Here is a 20,008-nt window from a genome sequence, read left to right on the forward strand (position 1 = left end):
GAGTGAGACGCTGGCGTTCCCTGGAACACCCCTCATCCGTCGCCTTCGGCGACACCTTCTCCCACAAGGGGAGAAGGGAAAGCCGGCGCTACGGCATCAGCTGATACTCATAAAGCTTCTGGTAGAGCCCGCCCTGCTTGAGCAAGGTCTTGTGCGGGCCGCTTTCCAGCACTTTGCCCTTTTCCAGCACCACGATCGTGTCGGCCTGGTGCACGGTGGAAAGCCGGTGCGCGATGACGATCGTCGTACGCCCGACGGTGAGCTGCTGCAGCGCGTCGCGGAACAGCGCTTCCGACTCGGCGTCGAGCGCGCTGGTCGCCTCGTCGAGCAGCAGGATCTCGGCATTGCGCAGCATGGCGCGCGCGATCGAGATGCGCTGGCGCTGGCCGCCGGACAAAAGCGAGCCGTTCTCGCCGACCTCGGTCTCATAGCCCTTGGCCATGGTGCTGATGAACTCATGCGCATTGGCGGCCTTGGCGGCGGCGATCACCTCTTCGTCGGTCGCACCCTCGCGGCCGAGGCGGATATTATGCATGACGGTGCCTGCAAACAGGAACGTGTCCTGGCTGACATAGGCGATCTTCTGCCTGAGCGAATCGAGCGTCGCGAATGAGATGTCCTGGCCGTCGAACATCACCTTGCCGGTCTGCGGGTCGTACATGCGCATGATCAGATTGAGGATCGTCGACTTGCCGCTGCCGGACGGCCCGACCAGCGCCGTCATCTTGCCGGCCTTGAGCGTCAGGTTGAGGCCTTCGAACACCGGCGAGCTTTCCGGATAGGCGAAGCTGACATTGTCGAAGCGGATTTCGCCCGGACCGGGCTGCAGCGGCGTGGCGCCGGGCTTCTCGGCGAGCGTCAGCGGCCGGTCGGCGAGCTGGAACATCATGCGCACGCCGACAATGCCGGTCTCGAGCGATATGCGAACGCGGGCCAGACGCTTTGCCGGCTCATAAGCCAAGAGCAGCGACGCGATGAAGGCCATGATGTTGCCCGGCATCTGCCCGCCCTGCAGCACCAGGAACCCGCTGACAAAGACCGCCCCGGCGATCGCCATGCCGGCAAGCGTTTCCATCACCGGACTGGTGGCGGCTTCCAGCGTCGCGATGTTGTTGGCGCGGTTCTCGACATCGGAGACGGCCTTGTACATGCGTTTGCGCATCGCGCCTTCGAGGTTGAAGGATTTGACGACGCGCACGCCGATCGCCGTCTCCTGCATCACATGCACGATCTGGCCGAGCGATATGAATTCCATGGACGCGATCTTGCGCACACGTTTCAGGATGCGGTTGACGCCATAGATCGCCACCGGCCCGACGGCAAAGCAGATCAGCGACAGCCACGGCTGTTGCCAGACCATGACCGCGACCAGCACGATCAATGTCACCAGGTCGCGCACGTAAGAGGTGACGACGAGGTCGAGCACGCTGCGCGCGGCCTGCGCATTGTTGGTCATGCGGGCGATCAGGTCGGCCGATGAGGTCGAATGGTAGAATTCGATGCCTTGCGCCAGGATCCGATCGTAGATCTTGCGTTGCCGGTCGGCGATGATGGCGTTGCCGACGCGGCTCATGAAATAGGCCTGGACGAAGGTGGCGAGACCTTTGAGCAGGAAGATCCCCGCGACGCCCGCCGCGATCAGGTTGACGCGGTCGAGCCTCTTGAAGACGACGAATTCGTTGGTGATCTCGCGCAGGATCCAGGCGCTGGCGCCGGTCATGGCGGCCACCACCAGCATCGATGCTATGGCGGCGCCATAGCCGAATTTATGCTCGTGGAAGGATTCCCTTACCAGCCTCGCGATAAGGCGCTGGTTTTCCGTCGAACGGAAGAAGCGAAACAACGGCCGATCCTATGTCTGGCTTGCAAAGAATTTCGGATTCGCCACGAGTGCGAGAGGCGGCTTATAGAGCGAGTTGCGGCGCGATGGAACCTTTCGGCTGCAGGCGAAAGAAAAGGCTGCGCCAGGCTGTCTTTTCGGCCACGATGATTGCCGGTTCTTAAGGAAGAGGGTGACGACAGATGGATTTCGACCTCATCGTGCGCGGCGGCACGCTGCCGGACGGCAAAATTGCCGATATCGGCATTGCCGGCGAAACCATCCGGGCGGTCGAGCAGAAACTGCCGGGCTCCGCGCCGACCGAGGTCGACGCGCGCGGCAATCTGGTCTCCCCGCCCTTCGTCGATCCGCATTTCCATATGGATGCCACGCTCTCCTACGGCATCCCGCGCATCAACGCTTCCGGAACGCTGCTCGAAGGCATCGCGCTGTGGGGCGAACTGAAGCCGCTGCTGACGCACGAGGCGGTGCGCGAGCGCGCGCTCGCCTATTGCGACTGGGCCGTCTCGATGGGCCTGCTCGCCATCCGCAGCCATGTCGATGTCTGCGACGACCGGCTGCTGGCGGTGGAAGCGCTGCTCGACGTCAAGAAAATTGTCGCGCCCTATATCGACCTGCAACTGGTCGCGTTTCCGCAGGACGGCCTCTACCGCTCCCCGACGGCGCTCAAGAACACCATCCGGGCGCTCGACCTGGGCGTCGACATCGTCGGCGGCATTCCGCATTTCGAGCGCACCATGGCCGACGGCGCCCGCTCGGTCACGGAGCTTTGCGAGATCGCCGCCAAACGCGGCCTGATGGTCGACATGCATTGCGACGAGACCGACGATCCGCTGTCGCGCCATATCGAGCAACTGGCCTACGAAACGCAGCGCCTCGGCCTGCAGGGCAGGGTGGCCGGCTCGCACCTCACCTCCATGCATTCGATGGACAATTACTACGTCTCGAAATTGTTGCCGCTGATCGCCGAGGCCGGCGTTTCGGCGATTCCCAACCCGCTGATCAACATCATGCTGCAGGGGCGCCACGATACCTTCCCGAAGCGACGCGGCCTGACCCGGGTCAAGGAGATGCAGGCGCTCGGCATCCGTGTCGGCTGGGGCCAGGATTGCGTGCTCGACCCCTGGTATTCGCTGGGCACCGCCGACATGCTCGACGTCGCTTTCATGGGCCTGCATGTCGCGCAGATGTCGAGCCCGGCCGATATGGCGCGCTGCTTCGACATGGTCACCAACGTCAACGCCGCCATCATGGGGCTCGATCATCTTGGCCTTGCGGTCGGCAAGCGGGCGAGCCTCGTCGTGCTCGATGCCGGCAATGCGATCGAGGCCGTGCGCCTGCGCCCCGAACGCCTCTGCGTCATCGCCAGGGGCAAGGTCGTGGCGGAGCGGACCAGGCAGGAAACGCGGCTGTCGATCGCCGGCCGGCCTGCGCAGGTGAACCGGCGGCACAAGACAGCGTAGGTCTCTGCATTCTCGGTTTGGCGAGCGAGAGGATAGCGTTTTCGCCCGAACTTCGTCATCCACGGGCGGAGCGACGCGCAGCGTCGCGTAGACCCGAGGATCCATTCCGTGACGTTGTGCGAGGAGTAAAAGCGGTGCAGAACTAAGGTCATTCTGCGCCGCAGCAACGCTCCGAGGTTACGGCATGGATTCTATGGTCTGCGCCGCGTCGCTTCGCTCCTTGCTTCGCCATAGAATGACGAAGTCCCGAGCGTTCCGGTCAATCGCGAACCGTTCATGATGCTTTGGGTCTTCGGCCAACCTCGATTCCCGGCGCTGGTCTTACGGATTTCCCTCGTCAAACCAGCCGCTTGCGGCTAGGGAGCGGCATGGCTCAGACCATCGCCCGCAATTTCACGATCAGGAACATGTTGCTCGCCGGCATCCTCTTGATGCTGGCCGGCGACTTCATGTTCGCGCTGAACGACGCGATGGGCAAATGGCTGGTCGCGAGCTTCTCCGTCGGACAGGTGGTGCTGATCCGCTCGATCGGCGCCTTCATCGTGCTCGGCCCGATGATCGCCAACCAGGGCACGGCCAGGCTGTTCCACATGGACCGGCCGCTCTTGCAGTTCCTGCGCGTCGTGGCCACCACGACTGATACCGGGCTTTTCTACGCCGCGGTCGTCTATTTGCCGCTGGCCGACGTGATGAGCTTCTATATGGCAGGGCCGATCTATGTCGCGGCGCTGTCGCACCTCCTGCTCGGCGAAAAGGTCGGTTGGCGCCGTTGGCTGGCGATCCTGGTCGGCTTCTGCGGCGTGCTGATCATCCTGAAGCCGTCCCCGGCGGCCTTCTCGCTGTCTTCCGCCTTCGCGCTGGTCGGCAGCATCGCCTTCGGCTTCGCCATCATCCTCGGCCGCCTGCTGCGCGGCACCAGCGACACCACCTTGGTCACCTGGCAGACCATCGGCACGCTGATTGTCGGCGGCCTTCTCACCATCGGCGCCTGGCGCACGCCGTCGGGGCTTGATTTCGGCGCCATGCTTTTGCTCGGCGTCGTCTCCTGCGCAGCGCATCTGATGATCACAAGGGCGCTGAAGCTGGCGCCGGCCTCGACGCTGGCGCCGCTGCATTACACGCTGCTTCTGTGGGCCGTGGTCTTCGGCCTGGTGTTCTTCGGCGATGTCCCGGGGCCGCGTATATTGATCGGCGCGGCGATCGTCGTGCTTGCCGGCATGTTCATCTTCCATCGCCAGAAGGTGGTGGAGACCGAGGTGCCGCCCGAGAACGTGCCGAAGGGCGTGAACTGAAGCAATTCCAGGAAAAGTGTTAGCGGTCAGACTCGGCGACTCGCCGTAGCCTCCCGTCTGGAAAGTATTTTCCGGTGCAAATCGCCTACAGGGTACAATCTGAGATTGATTCCGGCGGGACAGGCAGTATATTTACGGCCTGGAAATCGGGTTACTTGGGGGGAAATGATGGGTAGTTTCTCTATATGGCATTGGCTTATAGTTCTGATCCTGATCGGCTTGCCATTGTTTTTTGTCTTGAGGGCGCCGCCAGCCGGCGTCAATCGTTTCGGAGACACATCGCCGTCGATGGACATTGGTGAGGCGATTTCAAGCTTTTTCCGAAACTACGTGAACTTTTCCGGCAGGGCAGCCGCTCTGAGTTCTGGTATGCCTATCTGTTCATTATCATTGTCGGCGTCATCATGATCGTGGTCGATGCCATCGTCGGAAACAAACTTATTTCATCGATCTGGAATCTTGCCATCCTTTTGCCGACACTTGCCATGACCACGCGCCGGCTGCACGACATCAACAGAAGCGGTTGGCATCAGCTGCTTGCGGGATTGTTCCCCATCGGCACCATCGCGCTGCTCATCTGGTACTGCAAAAAGTCCGACGAAACAGGGTCGTTGAATGAGATACAGAGGGTTTTCAGGTAGAACGCTTGGATTGCTCTAGCCCAGGCGCACAGCCGCCAAATGGCGGGAGAATTCCGATGTCTCCATCAGCGCCTTGCAGCGGGCGAAGCGGCCGTCGGCATAGGCGCGGAAATCGTCGACCGGATTGTCGTTGGCGAGCTGGATCAGCCCCCAGAGCGTCCAGAGCAGGTCGCACATCGCCTTATAGATGACGACGCGGCCGCGCTCCGCCGGCATCGCTTCGCCGCCGAAATAGGCGCGCATCAGTTCCTCGTCCTGGTCCGCATCGAACTTGCCCTCCACCGAGAGGTCGCCGAGATCCCAGAGCGGATCGTTCATCCCGGAATATTCCCAGTCGACGATCCACATCCGCTCGCCGGTATCGAGGAAGTTTTCGCACAGCGGGTCGCAATGGCAGGCGGCGAGTGGGATGGCGTGCGCGGCAAGCGCCGCGCGCACCGCGCCTGCCTCGCGCACCACGTCGTGATAGCCGGCGGGCAGCGCCACGTCCTTGGTCGACAACACCTTGAGATAGTCGTCGATCATCGCGAACAGCTCGAAGCGGAAGGGAAAGACCGCGCCGGAAGAGTGGAGCTTGCGAAAGGCCTGGCCGGCCCGCGCCGGGCTGCCCGGCCGCGCCTTGAATTTTTCGGGCGACATCGTCTCGACGCCAGCGATAAAACGCGTCGCCATCAGGCCGGACGCCGGATCGGCATAAAGCACTTCGGGACTGACACCGGCTTTGGCCGCCTCGCGCGCCGCAACCGCCTCGTTGGCGCGGTTGATATATTCCTGCGTGCCCTTGCCGGGAACGCGCAGACACGCTTCGCCGGCCCTGTAGACCATGTTGGTGAGGCCGCCCAAACGCTCCAGCGGTCCGTCATAGCCTGACAGCACCGGAATGGCCGCCAGCGCCGCGCGCAGCTCATCGGTCATGTCGTGTCCCCCTTCACGCCATTGTTCTAGCTTGGACGGTTCCACAGTTTTGGCGGCTTGGCTATGATCCTTCGCACATGAATCGGCTTTGAGGGGCGACAATGACGGACGGCAAGCACAGCGGCTCGCTAAGCGCGGCCTACGCCGCGAAGCGGCCGGAGGAAGTGGCCGCGATCTATGACAGCTGGGCGGACACCTACGACACCGACATGTCGGCGGCCGGCTATCGCCATCCGACGATCTGCCTGGCGCTGCTCGCCCGGCACCTGCCGCGCGGCGCTGAACCCTTACTCGACGCCGGCGCCGGCACCGGTCTGATCGGCGAATGGCTGGCCATCACCGGCTATCCCAGGGTCGAGGCGCTCGATATCTCACAAGGCATGCTGGACAAGGCAGGCGCCAAGGGCGTCTACATGGCGCTGCATCGCCTGGCGATGGGTGACACTCTGCCCTTCGCCGACGGCGCCTATGCCGGCATTATTTCGGCAGGCGTCTTCACCTCCGGCCATGTCGGGGTCGAGGGACTGGACGAGTTGATCCGCATCTGCCGTCCCGGCGGCGTCATCGTGCTGACGGTCAAGAACACGCTTTGGCAGACCGGCTTTGCCGAGCGCATCCTCGAGCTTGAGGCCGAAGGCACCGTAACCCGCCTCGAAGAGACACGGCCATACGCTTCGATGCCGGGCGAGGGTGACACAGTGCCGAGCAGGGGCCTGGTGCTGCGCGTCAGCTGACCCGCTCTCCGTGATCAGGCCTTTAGCTTCGCCCCGGCCAGGTCATACATCGGCTCGAGATGGATCCTAGCCGGCGTGCGTTCCATCGCCACGACAAGCTCATAATCGCCTGAGGCGAGGAACTCGTCGCCGACGCCGTCGGCGTTGCGCACATAGCCGTAGCCGATGTTCTTCTCCACCGTATAGCCATAGCCGCCGCTGGTGAGGTAGCCGACCGGCTCGCCATTGCGCAGGATCGTCTCGCGCCCGACCAGCACGATCTCCGGGTCGTCCACGGTGAAGCCGGCAAAGCGTTTCGTCGGTGGCTTGCCGGCTGCTTTCTCCAGCGCCCTGCGCCCGACGAAATCGGTGTTCTTGCGAAGCTTCACCGCCCAGCCCAGCCCCGCCTCCGGCGGCGTGTCGTTCGGCGTGATGTCGGAGCCCCAGGCCCGGTAGCCTTTCTCCAGCCTGAGCGATTCCAGCGCCCGGTAGCCGACCGGGCGAATGCCATGCGCTTTGCCCGCCGTCATCAGCGCGTCGAAAACCTCGCCGGTGGCGTCGATCGGCACATGCAGCTCCCAGCCGAGCTCGCCGACATAGGTGACGCGCAGCGCCTTCACGCTATGGCCGGCAATCGCGATCTCGCGCGCATGGCCGAAGGGGAAGCCGGCGTTGGAGACGTCGGCCTCCGTCACCGCCGCCAGCACGTCGCGGGCGCGCGGCCCCATCAGCGACAGCGTGCCGTACTCCTCCGTGACGTCCGTCAGCCGCGCGTCCAGGCCCGAGCCGATATGGTCGCTTATCCACGACAGGTCATGCGTGCGGAAGCCGGTGCCGGTGACGATGTAGAACCGGTCCTCGCCGAGCCGCGACACGGTGAGGTCGGCCTCGATGCCGCCACGCGTGTTGAGAAGCTGCGTGTAGGTCAGCCGACCGACCGGCTTGTTGACGTCGTTGGCGCAGATCCAGTCGAGCGCCTTCAGCGCGTCGGCGCCGGTCAGCTCGTACTTGGCGAAGGAGGACTGGTCGAAGATGCCGACTTTCTCGCGCACATGGCGGTGCTCGTCGCCGACCGGGCCGAACCAGTTCTGGCGGCCCATCGAATAGACGTCCTCGGCGGCCGCCTCATCCGGCGCGAACCAGTTAGGCCGTTCCCAGCCAAGCTTGGAGCCGAACACGGCGCGGTGCGCCTTCAGCCGCTCATAGAGCGGCGAAACGATGCGCGGCCGTCCCGTCAGATATTCTTCATGCGGGAAGCCGATCGTGTAGTGCTTGCCATAGGCTTCCAGGGTGCGGTCGCGGACCCAGTCGCGGTCGCGATGCAGGCTTGAGAAGCGCCTTATGTCGACGACCCAAAGGTCGAGCGGCGCCTCGCCGTCGACCACCCATTGCGCCAGTACCCAGCCGGCGCCGCCGCCCGAGGCGATGCCGAAGGCGTTGAAGCCGGCGCCGACGAACATGTTGGAGCATTCGGGCGCGACGCCGAGGATGAAGTTGCCGTCCGGCGTGAAACTTTCCGATCCGTTGATCATCTGCTTGACGCCGACGAGGCCAAGCGCCGGCACGCGCGCGATCGCCTGGGTCATGTGCTGCTCAAAGTGATCGTAGTCGTCGTCGAACAGGCGGAATTCCCAGTCGTTGGGAACGTCGCCGCCGGAAAGTCCGGTTGCCCAGGCCTGTGGGTCGGGCTCATAGCCGCCCATCACCAGCCCGCCGACCTCCTCCTTGAAATAGGTGCGGCGGTCGGGGTCGCGGATCGTCGGCGCGTCGTTGGCGAGCCCCTCGATCTTCTCGGTGATGATGTACTGGTGCTTGACCGGCTGCAGCGGCACGCTGATGCCGGCCATCGCGCCGACCTGCCTTGCCCACTGCCCGGCGCAGTTCACCACCTTGTCGCAGGCAATGTCGCCTTTTGAGGTCTTCACCGCGGTGATGCGGCCGTCCTTCATCGTGAAGCCGGTGACGCGCACGTCCTCGAACAGTTTCGCGCCATGCATGCGCGCGCCCTTGGCGAGCGACTGGGCGATGTCGGAGGGGCTGGCCTGCCCGTCGGTCGGCAGCCACGAGGCGCCGACCAGGTCGCCGGTCTCCATCAGCGGCCACATGCGCTTCACTTCGGCCGGCGACAGCAATTGCATGTCCATGCCGAAGCTTTTGGCCGTCGTCGCCAGCCGCTTGAACTCGGTCCAGCGGTCGGCATTCGTCGCCAGCCGCAAACAGCCGGTCATCTTCCAGCCGGTCGCGAGGCCGGTTTCGGCCTCCAGCCCCTTGTAGAGCTCGACCGAATATTTGAGCACGCGCGTGATCGAGGCCGAGGAGCGCAACTGTCCGACCAGGCCAGCGGCGTGCCAGGTCGAGCCCGATGTCAGCTTGCCTTGCTCGAGCAGCACCACGTCCGCCCGGTGGTCGCGCGCCAGATGATAGGCAGTGGAACAGCCGATGATGCCGCCGCCGATGACGACGATCCCGGCATGGCTGGGCAAGGTCATGACTTGGTCCCGTATTTCGTCCGGTAGTTCTCAAGCGCCGCGTCGAGCCGCACGAGGTTCTCCTCGGTGTAGGCGACGTAGTCGATGCCGGGCGCGTCGAGATAAAGCTCCGACACCATGCTCCACATCGCCTCGCGCAGCAGGGAGGCGCATTGCATGGCGGCGTGCGAGCGGCGGATTTCGTTGTCCGGCTCCTTCATGAAATAGGCGGTCATGAAGGCGAAGGATTCGTCGTTGCTCATCCCGGCATTGGAGGCCGCGCCGGCGAGGTCGAACATCGCCGTGTTGAAGCCGGCATATTCGAAGTCGATCAGCCACAGGCGCTGGCCGTCGTCGAGGATATTCGCCGGCAAAAGATCGTTATGGCCGAAGACGATCGGCAAAAGCTTCTGCGCCCGCTCGAGCTCGTCCGCCAGCGCCAGGTAGCGCGGCAGCTGGTCCTTCTTGCGGCTGCCGCCTTCGTCCAGCGTGCGCGCATAGTCGCGGATGACGTGGAACACCCAGAACATGAAGCCGGCACCTGAGACGTGGTTAGGCATCTCGCGATGGAAGCCGCGCAGCAGCGCCGCCACGCGGCCGAGATTGGCGCGCACGTCCTCGCCGAGAAAGGTCTTCGCTCCCAGAAACGCCGTCACTAGGATGCCGGGCTCGGAATAGTGTACGGCCGGTGCGAAGCCCGCCGCATACGCGGCTCGCGCCGTCATCACCTCGCGCTCGCGAAAGACATGGTGGAAGGGGAAATCCTGGCCGAAGCGCACGACATGCCGCCCGGCCGCATCCGTGACGACAAAATTGGCGTTGCTGAGGCCGCCCGGCAGCGGCTCGATCTCGATGCCGCCGTTCCAGCACGGCAGGGCGCGGATGCGGTCTTCGGCCCTCACGGTTCTGCTCCGGCCAAAGCCGGTCCTCCGGAAAACAGTGATGAGAGAAAACGAAAAAGCCTCGTCGGTGCGAGACGCCAGGATCGGTATCCCGCACCGCACCGACGAGCCCCTTGGCCAGGTTTAGTATCCCGGCATCCGCCCCCGCGGATTCGATAAAAGCCCGCGTCTGGCTGTCTCCAGACGATCTGGTCACTAGGTTGCGGCTCTGCCATCACCCTCCCGTTAGCAGTTCCGAGCCTGTCACTTGCAACCACTCTCATGCCGTGGTGGCAGAACTGTCAATCAAAAGCTGTGACCTTTTTTGGGTGTTTTGCCCGAAAATATAAGCAACTCCTTTCAAAGCGTTGTCAAAGCCTTAAATTCGGTCAAAATCCCGGACATCCACATGATCCATTCGAAACGGCATGGCGAAATCCTGCGCATCCTCCACGAGGAAGGCACGGTCACCATAGCGAGCCTCGCCGAACGTCTCGGCGTGTCGCTGGAAACGGTGCGGCGCGACGTCAAGCCGCTCGCCGATGACGGGTCGGTGCTGAAGATGCATGGCGCCGTGGGCCTTGCCTCGATGGTGGGCGAGGCGCCATTCGAGCGGCGCATGCGCGAGAATGCCGAAGCCAAGCGCCTGATCGCCAGGATGGTCGCGGCCACGATCCGCGATGGCGAGGCGATCATGCTCGATACCGGCACGACCACGTCCTTCCTGGCGCGCGAGCTGCTGGCGCATCGCCGGCTGACGGTGGTCACCAATTCCTCCGACATTGCCCGCACGCTGGCGACGGTGAACGGCAACAAGGTCTATATGGCCGGTGGCGAGCTGCGCAGCGATTCAGGCGCGGCGTTCGGGATTTCGGCGATCGAGTTCGTCAGCCGCTTCTCGGTCGATCACGCGGTGATCTCGATCGGTGCGGTCGACGCCGTCGCCGGCTTGACCGACTATGATCTGGACGAGGCGGAATTCGCCCGCATGGTGCTGTCGCGCGGCCAGCGCTCTTTGGTCATCACCGACCACACCAAGTTCGGTCGCCAGGGCCTGGTCAGGGTCTGCGGCTTCGACGGCTTTTCCGAGCTTGCCACCGACCAGCCGCCGCCGCGTGACGTCGCCGCCGCGCTGAGCCAGGCCGGCGCGCGCTTGACCATTGCGACGGCCTGATCCCCCGGGGAACAGGAAGCAAGCTAGCCGAACACCAGGGACTGATGCGCCGCAACCCCGGCCATCGCGCCGCCGGACACCGCGAAGGCGATGTTGTGCATCATCCGCGCGGCGTCTCCGGCCGCGAAGACGCCGGGCACCGATGTCTGCTGCTTGTCGTCCACGACGATTGCCTGGCCAAGCGGGCCTTCGTTGAAGGCGCAGCCAAGCTGCTGGGCGAGCGGGCTTGCCATCACATTGCGCGGCGCGGTGAACAGCGCCCGCACGCTTGCGCGGCGATCACCATCGAGCCTGACGACCAGGCCGCCGGCGCCGTCTTCCCGCACTTCGCTCACCTTGTCCGGCTCGAAGCGGATATTGCGCTTCTCCAAGGCTCGCGCCTGGTCCGCATCCGGTTCGAACAAGCCGTTGGCGAACAGCGTGACGTCGCCCCAGTCGGAGATCAGCTCGGCCTGATGCAGCGACATCGGTCCGGTCGCCAGCACGCCGAGCGGCCCGCCAGCCACCTCGTAACCGTGGCAATAGGGGCAATGCAGCACCGTCTTGCCCCACTGCCCGGCCAATCCGGGGACGTCCGGCAGGATATCGCGGACGCCGGTGGCGAGCACCAGCCGCGTCGCGCCGAAACCCTCGCCATTGTCCATCTCGATCTCGAAGCCGGCGCCGGCAAGGGCGGCCCGCTCGGCGCGGCTGTCGATCACCGTGACGGTGGGATAGGCAAGCAACTGCGCCCGGGCCTCGTCGAGAATGTCCGACGGCGCCCGCCCGTCCTGACCGAAGAAGCCATGCGAGTGCTCGGCGAAGCGATTCCGCGGCTGTCCGGCATCGATAACCAGCACCTTGCGTCGGCCCCGCGCCGCATACATGGCGGCGGACAGGCCGGCAAAGCTGCCGCCGACGACGATCACATCATACTGCATGGCTGGATACTCCAATCAGGTCATAACGGCGGCGGAAGTCGGCCGTCAGGTCGGCCAGCGTGATATGGCTGAGCCGCTCGGTGAGCAGTCTTTCCGCCTCCAGGCGAAAATCGTCGAGCACGGCGATCACCGCCTGCTCGACCAGGCATCCAGGGCTTTCCGACTCGGTGCTGAACGGCAAAAGCGTCTCGCCGAGCGCGGCGCTGATCTCGGCGAGCGAGATCTTGTCCGGCGCGCGGCCGAGCTGCCAGCCGCCGCCATGGCCGCGCGACGAGGTGACGATGCCGGCCTCGCGCAGCCCGGCGATGGTGCGGCGCACGACCACCGGATTGGTGTGGATGAAGCCGGCAAGCTGTTCGGAGGTTAGCGCCCGGTCGGGCGCGTCGGCCATATGGACGAGGATGTGCAGGGTCGAGGACAGCCGGCTGTTGCGTTTCATGTAACTTAGTTAGTTACGAATAATGCCGATGTCAAATCCTCACCGATTGCCATGGCAATCGAACGGATGTCAGGCCGGGAAAATCATCCGGAAACAGGCGCCGCCGGCCTTACCGTCAAGCACCTCGATCTGGCCGCCATGCAGCTGCATCAGGTCGCGGACAAGGTTGAGGCCGAGTCCGGCGCCATGATCCTGCGGATGCAACCGGTAGAACGGCTCGAAGATGCGTTCGCGTTCGGAGGTCGGCACGCCGTCGCCTTCATCCAGCACTTCGATCACCGCGGGCGTGATTACGCTGATGGTGATCCGGCCGGCCTTGCCGCCATGGTCGATCGCGTTCTGGACGAGATTGGTCACGGCGCGTTCGATCGCGGTGCGATCGCCGCGCACCACGAGCGTCTCTTTGGCCGGCTCGAACGCCATCTCATAGCCGGCGGCGAAGGCCATCGGCGCGAGGTCGACCACGACGTTGCGGGCAAGAAGGACCAGGTCGACCGGCCCGAAATGCTCAGCCTGGCGGTCGAGCCGCTGCAGGTCGAGCAACTGGTCGGCAAGCGTCGACAGCCGTGCGGCGTCCTGCAGAAGCCGCGCCCGCTCCGGCGTTGCCGGCAGCGCGGCGAGCCGCGTGTTGAGGATGGCGACCGGCGTTCTGAGCTCATGCGCGGCATCGGTCAGGAAGCGCTTGTGCCGCGCGTAACCGGCGTCGAGCCGCGACAATGCCGCGTTGACCGCGTCGACCAGCGGCGTGACTTCCTTGGGCACGCCGTCCAGCGGCAGTTGCACGCCGCGCTTGTCGATGTCGATCTGGCCGGCCGCGGTCGCCGCACGCCCCAGGCTGGAAAGCGCGCCGCGCACCACCCAGGGAGTGACGAACAGCGTCGCCAGCGCCATCAGCCCGGCCAGCGGCAAAATCCCCTGCAGGAAGAGTTCGGGCGCCTGCCCGAGAACGCGCAGCAGCGACAGCCCGCCCTTGGTGCCGCACATGATCTGGACATTGCCGGCTGCAGTGTCGGTCCAGCGGATCTTGCCGCCCGGCGGTGCAGCTTCGCCGATGGCCAGGTCGATGCGGGCATCGCTGATATTGTCCAGCAGTCCCACGAAGGGTTGGTAGGCGACCGGCACCGTCCCTTCCCGAAGCCGGTGCCCTTGCTTGTCGCGGATGATGAACCAGAGGTCCGGGACCTCCGACCGCAGCTTGGTCAGGTCGGAGTTTTCCTTCAGCACCAGCGCGCCATTGGCGTCGCGCGTCACCGCATCCGCCAGCACGTCCATCGTGCCGTCCTCATAGTCGTGCGGAATGAGGCCGGTGGCGAGCATTGCGCCGATGATGACGACGATGATGAGCGTCAGCATCACGCATTGCAGGATGGCGATGCGCAGCACCAGGCTCCATTTCAGCGAGCGCGGCCGGCGAAGGTTCATGTCGTCTCGCGCAGCAGGTAGCCGACGCCGCGGATGCCGTTGATGACGACCCCGCCGTCGGCGTCGGCAAGCTTGCGGCGCAGCCGCGAGACATGGGTGTCGAGCGCGTTGGACTGGATCTCGTCGTCGAGCCCGAAGACGGCTTCCATCAGGGCTTCTCGCTGCACCATGCGGCCGGTACGCCGCATCAACGCTTCCAGCACCAGCAGCTCGCGGCGCGGCAGGGTAAGCGGCTCGCCGCGGATCGAGGCTTCGCGATGGCCGACATCGAGCGAAAGATGGCCGGCGCGGATCGTCTGCGTCGCGATCGCCGCCGGTCGCCTCAGCAATGCCCTCAGCCGCGCCAGCAGCTCCTCGAAGGCGAAGGGCTTGGCCAGATAGTCGTCGGCGCCCATGTCGAGCCCGTCGACCTTGTCGGCGATGTCGCCTCGGGCCGTCAGCATCAGCACCGGCGTCGTGTTCTTGGCGGCGCGAAGCTTCGGCACCAGCGTCAGCCCGTCGCCGTCCGGCAACTGCCGGTCGAGCAGGATCGCGTCATAGCTGTCGACCGCGATGAACCCTCCCGCTTCCAGCAGCGAGCCGGCATGGTCGACCACCATGTCGTGCCGCCTCAGCGCCGCCCGCAGCGCCGAAACCATTTCCGGCTCGTCCTCGACCAGCAGGATACGCATTCAAAACCTCTTCCAATCCCACCTCTTACAATTCCTTGCCGGCCGACTATCGCGCCAAGATTGCGCAAACATGGCGCCAGTTTCCTGGCGACGGCGCGAGCCTTTCTTTCGTGAGGCCACGCCATGCGCAATGTCCATGCAATCCGCACCCCGCAAACAGCGCCTCGTCGAATGCCGGGCAGGTTCGAATCGCCCGCGCAAGCAATGAGGTCAACATGCCTGCAAGTGATGCTTTGTCCTTCCTGATGGCCTGGACGCTGGCGCCGTTCCGCATGGGTTCGGTGACGCCCTCCAGTCCGAGCCTCGCGGCGCTGATGACGCGCGAGATCGGTCCCGACACGGGTCCGGTGCTGGAACTCGGGCCGGGCACCGGCCCCTTCACGCGCGCCTTGCTGCAGCGCGGCGTCCGCGAAAGCGACCTGACCCTGGTCGAGTCCGATCCGGATTTCGCTTCGTTGCTCAGCCGCCGTTTCCCGGCGGCGCGCATCGTCGAGATGGATGCGGTCGGCCTGCGCCATCTGCCGCTCTTCGATGGCCCGGTTGTCGGCGCGGCGGTCAGCGGATTGCCGTTTCGCCTGATATCGCCGCGCAAATCATCCGCGATCCTGGAAGGCGTCTTTGCCAGTCTTCGGCCGGGCGCGGCACTCTACCAGTTTACCTTTGGCCGCCGGTGCCCTTTCGAGCAGTCGGTCCTCGACAGGCTCGACCTCGAGGCAGTCCGCATCGGCGGCACCTTGCGCAACTTTCCGCCGGCGACGGTTTATCGCGTTTCCAGGATCAAGAGCCTCGGCACCTATGACTGGCGCTTCGCATGAGCGATGTCCTGTCGGCGGTCCTGGGGCTTGGCCTGTTTGGCGCGGCATGTCTCGCCTTCACTGAAAAGATCCTTCCTGCGCCGCCGTCGCATGTGCTGCTGCTCTTTCTCGGCATGACCAGGGCGGCTGATCTGGCGGCGCTCGGCGCCCTGCTGGCGATGACGACATTGGCTTCGACGGCCGGTTGCCTGTTCTGGTTCGCTGTGGGCGCCCGGCTCGGGCAGGGGCGCGCCGACGCCCTGGTCCGGCGCTTCAGTCGCTACGTCTTCCTGCGCCAAGAAACCTATCTGTGTTTCTGCGACGCCTACCGCCGCAACCACATGCGGGCCTCGCTCCTGGCGCAGTTCGTGCCCACGGTGCGAAACTATCTGCCGATCGCCGCCGGCGCGTTGCGCCTGCCGGCCTTGCCCTTTGCCTTGGCCACCTTGCTTGGCGCGATGCTGTGGAACGCCGGCTTTCTTCTTGCCGGCTATGCGATGCGTGGCAGCGTCCACGATCTGCCCACGGTGGCGTTTCGCATCATGGCCATCGTGCTCGCGCTGGAAGTCGCGTTCCTCATCGCGCTGCGCTCCCACCGGCGCCGCGTCGGATCCGCAAGGGGCTAGAAGTTGCCGGGGCGAACAAGCCGGCCGCGCCCGCTTTCCTTCCCGTGCGCGCCGGTGTTTAGTCCGGCCATGGCTTTCACCATCCGCCAGTTGCAGTTCTTCGTCGCCGTCGCCGAGCAGGGCACCGTCTCGGGTGCGGCGCAGAACCTGTCGATTTCCCAATCCTCGGTCACCGAGGCGATCAAGGAATTGGAGAGCGACCTCGGCGTCGAGCTCTTCGAGCGCCATCCGCGTGGCTTGAACATCACCCACAAGGGCCACCAGTTTCTCCGCCACGCGACCAAGATCCTGGCCGATGTCTCGGACGCGCGCCGTTCCTTTTCCGGCGAGCAGGCCGCCGCGGGCGGGCGCCTGCAACTCGGCGTCACCTCGCTGGTCGCCGGCTATGTGCTGTCCGACCTGCTAGCCCGCTACCGCCGCGCCTATCCCGGCGTCGAAGTCTCGGCCATCGAGGACAATGGCGACTATCTCGAGCACCTTCTGGTTGGCGGCAAGCTCGACATCGCCGTCATGGTGACGTCCAACCTGCGCGACCGCACCGCGCTGCAGTCGGAAATCCTCGAAGTCTCGGCCTACCGGCTGTGGATCCCGCTCAGCCACAGGCTCGCCAGCGCCGACATCATCTCGATCGGCGACATCGCGTCCGAGCCGCTGATCATGCTTACCGTCGACGAGATCGAGGAGAACACCGGCAAGCTGCTGTCGGCGATCGGCGCGCGGCCGCATGTCGCCTTCCGCACGCGATCGGTGGAAGCGGTGCGCAGCCTTGTCGCCACCGGCGCCGGCGTGGCGCTGTTGCCCGACCTCGTCTACCGGCCCTGGTCGCTGGAAGGCGACCGCATCGAATCGCGCGACGTTTCCGGCTCGTTGCCGGTGGTCCAGGTCGGCACGGTCTGGCGCCGCGGCTCCGGCCTGCCGCAGGCCGCGCGCGACTTCATCGGCCTCGCGCAGTCGCAGCGGATGGTCCGTCAACGGCCGTGACCAGAGCAATTCCAGGAAAAGTGTGAAGCGGTTTTCCATCCGGAATTGCGTCAAATAAGAGCAATTCCAGGAAAAGTGTGAAGCGGTTGGGTTCGGCGGCTTCGCCGTAGCCTTCCGTCCGGAATTGCGCTCAAAAGAACTATCGGTAAAACCGATATCGGCTTTCTGATAAATGAATTTGCGAAACCGGAATTTTCACAGCACCTTTCGCTCAGGGAACAAAGCCGCGCCCTGAGAGCGCTGCCGTCGGAGCATGAAGCTCCGACCCTTTGTAGTTTGCGCATGATCCTTTCCGAAAACCGAACTGGTTTTCGGGGTCATGCGCCAAAATGGGAGATCGACGATGAATGCATTCCTGAAGTCGTGCACGGCGCTGACTGTCGCGCTGACTTTTTCCAGTCAGGCCATTGCCCAGGTCAAGGAACTCGGCAAGGGCGAGGGCGAGGTCAACATCGTTGCCTGGCCGGGCTATATCGAGCGCGGCGAGACCGACAAGGGTTACGACTGGGTCACGGCTTTCGAGAAGGAAAGCGGCTGCAAGGTCAACGTCAAGACCGCCAACACCTCGGACGAGATGGTCTCGCTGATGAACGAGGGTGGCTTCGACCTGGTCACCGCTTCGGGCGATGCTTCGCTGCGCCTCGTCGCCGGCAAGCGCGTGCAGCCGATCAACACCGATCTCATCCCGAGTTGGAAGACGGTCGACGACCGGCTGAAGGACGCGCCCTGGTTCACCGTCGACAAGGTGCACTACGGCGTTCCCTACCAGTGGGGCCCGAACATCCTGATGTACAACACCGATGTCTTCAAGGAAGCGCCCAAGAGCTGGAACGTCGTCTTCGAGGAAATGAAGCTGCCCGACGGCAAGTCGAACAAGGGCCGCGTCCAGGCCTATGACGGCCCGATCCACATCGCCGATGCCGCCAACTACCTGATGTTCCACAAGCCGGAACTCGGCATCAAGGACCCCTACGAGCTCAACGAGGACCAGTACAAGGCGTCGCTCGATCTCCTGCGCACGCAGCGCACGCTGGTCGGCCGCTACTGGCATGACGCCGCGATCCAGGTCGACGACTTCCAGAACGAGGGCGTGGTCGCTTCCGGCTCCTGGCCCTATCAGGTCAATACGCTGGTCGCCGCCAAGAAGCCGGTCGCCTCGACCGTGCCGGAGGAAGGAGTCACCGGTTGGGCCGACACCACCATGATGGAAGCCGACGCCGCCCATCCGAACTGCGCCTATATGTGGCTTGAGCATTCCTTGTCGCCGAAGGTCCAGGGCGACGTCTCGGCCTGGTTCGGCTCGCTGCCGGTCGTGCCCGCCGCCTGCAAGGGCAACGAGCTGCTCGGCGAGGAAGGCTGCAAGACCAACGGCTACGAGAATTTCGACAAGATCAAGTTCTGGAAGACGCCGGTGTCGAAATGCGCCAGCCAGAACGACCAGTGCGTGCCTTACTACCGCTGGGTGTCGGATTATATCGGCGTCATCGGCGGCCGGTGATCTCCTTGACCTCTCCTTGCGGGGAGGGTCGACGCACAGCGTCGGGGTGGGGGCAGCGCTGACCTTTGGCGCTAACCACCCCCACCCGCGGCTTCGCCGCGACCTTCCCCATCGAGGGGGAGGTGGGGCGTCGTGCGAACTCGCCTTCGTTTAACCGGCAACTGAACTGACAGGGCCCATGACCTCTGCCGTTTCCTTCAAACAAGTCTCGCGCCATTTCGGCAGCGTGCGCGCGGTCGACGCGGTCGATCTGGAGATCGTGCCTGGCGAGTTCTTCGCCATGCTCGGGCCGTCCGGGTCCGGCAAGACGACGTGCCTGCGGCTGATCGCCGGCTTCGAGCAGCCGACGACAGGTTCGATCTCGATCTTCGGCGAGCGCGCCGAAGGCGTTCCGCCCTACCGCCGCAACGTCAACACCGTCTTCCAGGACTATGCGCTGTTCCCGCATCTGAACGTGCTCGACAACGTCGCCTACGGCCTGATGGTCAAGGGCGTAGGCAAGGCCGAGCGCCTGAAGGCGGCGGAGGCAGCGCTGTCGCTGGTGCGTCTGCCGAGCTACGGCGCGCGCCGCCCCGGCCAGCTCTCCGGCGGCCAGCGCCAGCGCGTCGCGCTCGCCCGGGCGCTGGTCAATCAGCCCAAGGTGCTCTTGCTCGACGAGCCGCTCGGTGCGCTCGACCTCAAGCTGCGCGAGAACATGCAGGAGGAATTGAAGTCGCTGCAGAAGGCGCTCGGCATCACCTTCGTCTTCGTCACCCATGACCAGGGCGAGGCGCTTTCCATGGCCGACCGTGTCGCCGTCTTCAACGACGGCAAGATCATGCAGGTCGGCACGCCGGAAGATATCTACCAGCGCCCGAACACCCGCTTCGTCGCCGATTTCGTCGGCTCCTCCAACGTGCTGCCGCCGGATTTCGTCCAGCGCTATTCCGGCCAGCATCGTTGGGGGAGTCTGCGCCCGGAGTCGATCCGCGTCTCCAGCGCGACCGGCGGCGACGGCGTTGCCGCGCGTCTGGTCGGGACAAACTATCTCGGCGCCACGACGAGGCTGGCGCTCGATGCCGACGGGTTGAGGCTGCATGCCGTGGTGCCGGCGGGAACGGCGCTGCCGGCGGAAGGCGAGGCGGTGATGCTCACCTTCAACCGCGACAGCCTGCATCTGATGGACGAGCCGGCATGATGAAGGTTTGCGCGAGGCCCCCCTCTCTGTCCTGCCGGACATCTCCCCCTCAAGGGGGGAGATCAGCAGTTTCTCGGCCTCGCCAATTCTGCC

The 20,008-nt window shown here is 64.7% G+C and carries 17 protein-coding genes and 1 pseudogene; 10 read left to right on the forward strand and 8 right to left on the reverse strand.

The window, feature by feature from the left end:
- Positions 1-88: 88 nt before the first annotated feature.
- Complete coding sequence (locus tag FJ471_RS29095; protein WP_140808435.1) at positions 89-1,843, reverse strand: ABC transporter ATP-binding protein; 1,755 nt, start codon at positions 1,841-1,843, stop codon at positions 89-91.
- A gap of 179 nt (positions 1,844-2,022) precedes the next feature.
- On the opposite strand from FJ471_RS29095, the gene FJ471_RS29100 reads away from it, so the two are divergent.
- From FJ471_RS29100 to FJ471_RS29110, 3 genes and pseudogenes are all read left to right on the forward strand, one after another.
- Complete coding sequence (locus FJ471_RS29100; protein WP_140808437.1) at positions 2,023-3,303, forward strand: amidohydrolase family protein; 1,281 nt, start codon at positions 2,023-2,025, stop codon at positions 3,301-3,303.
- 368 nt (positions 3,304-3,671) lie between these two features.
- A complete protein-coding gene (locus FJ471_RS29105) occupies positions 3,672-4,595 on the forward strand; it encodes a DMT family transporter (RefSeq protein WP_140808439.1) in 924 nt (307 codons plus the stop codon).
- Positions 4,596-4,763: 168 nt separating this feature from the next.
- Positions 4,764-5,236 (forward strand): annotated as a pseudogene (locus FJ471_RS29110) (DUF805 domain-containing protein).
- 15 nt (positions 5,237-5,251) lie between these two features.
- Here FJ471_RS29110 and FJ471_RS29115 read toward each other — a convergent pair.
- A complete protein-coding gene (locus tag FJ471_RS29115) occupies positions 5,252-6,151 on the reverse strand; it encodes a phosphotransferase family protein (protein WP_140808441.1) in 900 nt (299 codons plus the stop codon).
- 101 nt (positions 6,152-6,252) lie between these two features.
- Here FJ471_RS29115 and FJ471_RS29120 point away from each other — a divergent pair, with 101 nt between their 5' ends.
- Positions 6,253-6,885 carry a class I SAM-dependent methyltransferase gene (locus FJ471_RS29120; protein ID WP_140808443.1) on the forward strand — a complete coding sequence of 211 codons (633 nt, stop codon included), beginning with the start codon at positions 6,253-6,255 and terminating at the stop codon, positions 6,883-6,885.
- A 14-nt stretch (positions 6,886-6,899) separates the two neighbouring features.
- On the opposite strand, the gene FJ471_RS29125 is transcribed toward FJ471_RS29120, so the two are convergent.
- Together FJ471_RS29125 and FJ471_RS29130 are read right to left on the reverse strand one after the other, a co-directional pair.
- Positions 6,900-9,353, reverse strand: coding sequence for an FAD-dependent oxidoreductase (locus FJ471_RS29125; RefSeq protein WP_140808445.1), 2,454 nt, complete (start codon positions 9,351-9,353; stop codon positions 6,900-6,902).
- Positions 9,350-10,234 carry a phosphotransferase family protein gene (locus tag FJ471_RS29130; protein WP_140808447.1) on the reverse strand — a complete coding sequence of 295 codons (885 nt, stop codon included), beginning with the start codon at positions 10,232-10,234 and terminating at the stop codon, positions 9,350-9,352. The genes FJ471_RS29125 and FJ471_RS29130 overlap by 4 nt, the downstream gene beginning before the upstream one ends.
- Before the next feature lie 388 nt (positions 10,235-10,622).
- Here FJ471_RS29130 and FJ471_RS29135 point away from each other — a divergent pair, with 388 nt between their 5' ends.
- Complete coding sequence (locus tag FJ471_RS29135) at positions 10,623-11,387, forward strand: DeoR/GlpR family DNA-binding transcription regulator (protein WP_140808449.1); 765 nt, start codon at positions 10,623-10,625, stop codon at positions 11,385-11,387.
- A gap of 23 nt (positions 11,388-11,410) precedes the next feature.
- On the opposite strand, the gene FJ471_RS29140 is transcribed toward FJ471_RS29135, so the two are convergent.
- The 4 genes from FJ471_RS29140 to FJ471_RS29155 form a co-directional block, all read right to left on the reverse strand.
- Complete coding sequence (locus FJ471_RS29140) at positions 11,411-12,307, reverse strand: NAD(P)/FAD-dependent oxidoreductase (protein ID WP_140808451.1); 897 nt, start codon at positions 12,305-12,307, stop codon at positions 11,411-11,413.
- On the reverse strand, positions 12,297-12,746 hold the full coding sequence (locus FJ471_RS29145) for an Rrf2 family transcriptional regulator (protein WP_140808453.1): 450 nt from the start codon (positions 12,744-12,746) through the stop codon (positions 12,297-12,299). The genes FJ471_RS29140 and FJ471_RS29145 overlap by 11 nt, the downstream gene beginning before the upstream one ends.
- A gap of 69 nt (positions 12,747-12,815) precedes the next feature.
- Positions 12,816-14,168, reverse strand: coding sequence for a HAMP domain-containing sensor histidine kinase (locus FJ471_RS29150; protein WP_140808455.1), 1,353 nt, complete (start codon positions 14,166-14,168; stop codon positions 12,816-12,818).
- Positions 14,165-14,839, reverse strand: a complete 675-nt coding sequence (locus tag FJ471_RS29155) for a response regulator transcription factor (protein WP_140808457.1) — start codon at positions 14,837-14,839, stop codon at positions 14,165-14,167. The genes FJ471_RS29150 and FJ471_RS29155 overlap by 4 nt, the downstream gene beginning before the upstream one ends.
- Before the next feature lie 215 nt (positions 14,840-15,054).
- Here FJ471_RS29155 and FJ471_RS29160 point away from each other — a divergent pair, with 215 nt between their 5' ends.
- From FJ471_RS29160 to FJ471_RS29180, 5 genes are all read left to right on the forward strand, one after another.
- Positions 15,055-15,654 carry a methyltransferase domain-containing protein gene (locus FJ471_RS29160; protein ID WP_140808459.1) on the forward strand — a complete coding sequence of 200 codons (600 nt, stop codon included), beginning with the start codon at positions 15,055-15,057 and terminating at the stop codon, positions 15,652-15,654.
- Positions 15,651-16,259 carry a DedA family protein gene (locus tag FJ471_RS29165; RefSeq protein WP_140808463.1) on the forward strand — a complete coding sequence of 203 codons (609 nt, stop codon included), beginning with the start codon at positions 15,651-15,653 and terminating at the stop codon, positions 16,257-16,259. The genes FJ471_RS29160 and FJ471_RS29165 overlap by 4 nt, the downstream gene beginning before the upstream one ends.
- A gap of 69 nt (positions 16,260-16,328) precedes the next feature.
- The gene (locus tag FJ471_RS29170) at positions 16,329-17,240 is read left to right on the forward strand and encodes a LysR substrate-binding domain-containing protein (protein ID WP_140808465.1); all 912 of its coding nucleotides are present in this window, start codon (positions 16,329-16,331) and stop codon (positions 17,238-17,240) included.
- A gap of 343 nt (positions 17,241-17,583) precedes the next feature.
- The gene (locus FJ471_RS29175; protein WP_140808467.1) at positions 17,584-18,738 is read left to right on the forward strand and encodes an ABC transporter substrate-binding protein; all 1,155 of its coding nucleotides are present in this window, start codon (positions 17,584-17,586) and stop codon (positions 18,736-18,738) included.
- A gap of 178 nt (positions 18,739-18,916) precedes the next feature.
- Positions 18,917-19,915, forward strand: coding sequence for an ABC transporter ATP-binding protein (locus tag FJ471_RS29180; RefSeq protein WP_140808469.1), 999 nt, complete (start codon positions 18,917-18,919; stop codon positions 19,913-19,915).
- The last annotated feature ends 93 nt before the right edge of the window (positions 19,916-20,008 follow it).

This window comes from Mesorhizobium sp. B2-7-1 (assembly GCF_006440735.1).
Lineage (GTDB): Bacteria > Pseudomonadota > Alphaproteobacteria > Rhizobiales > Rhizobiaceae > Mesorhizobium.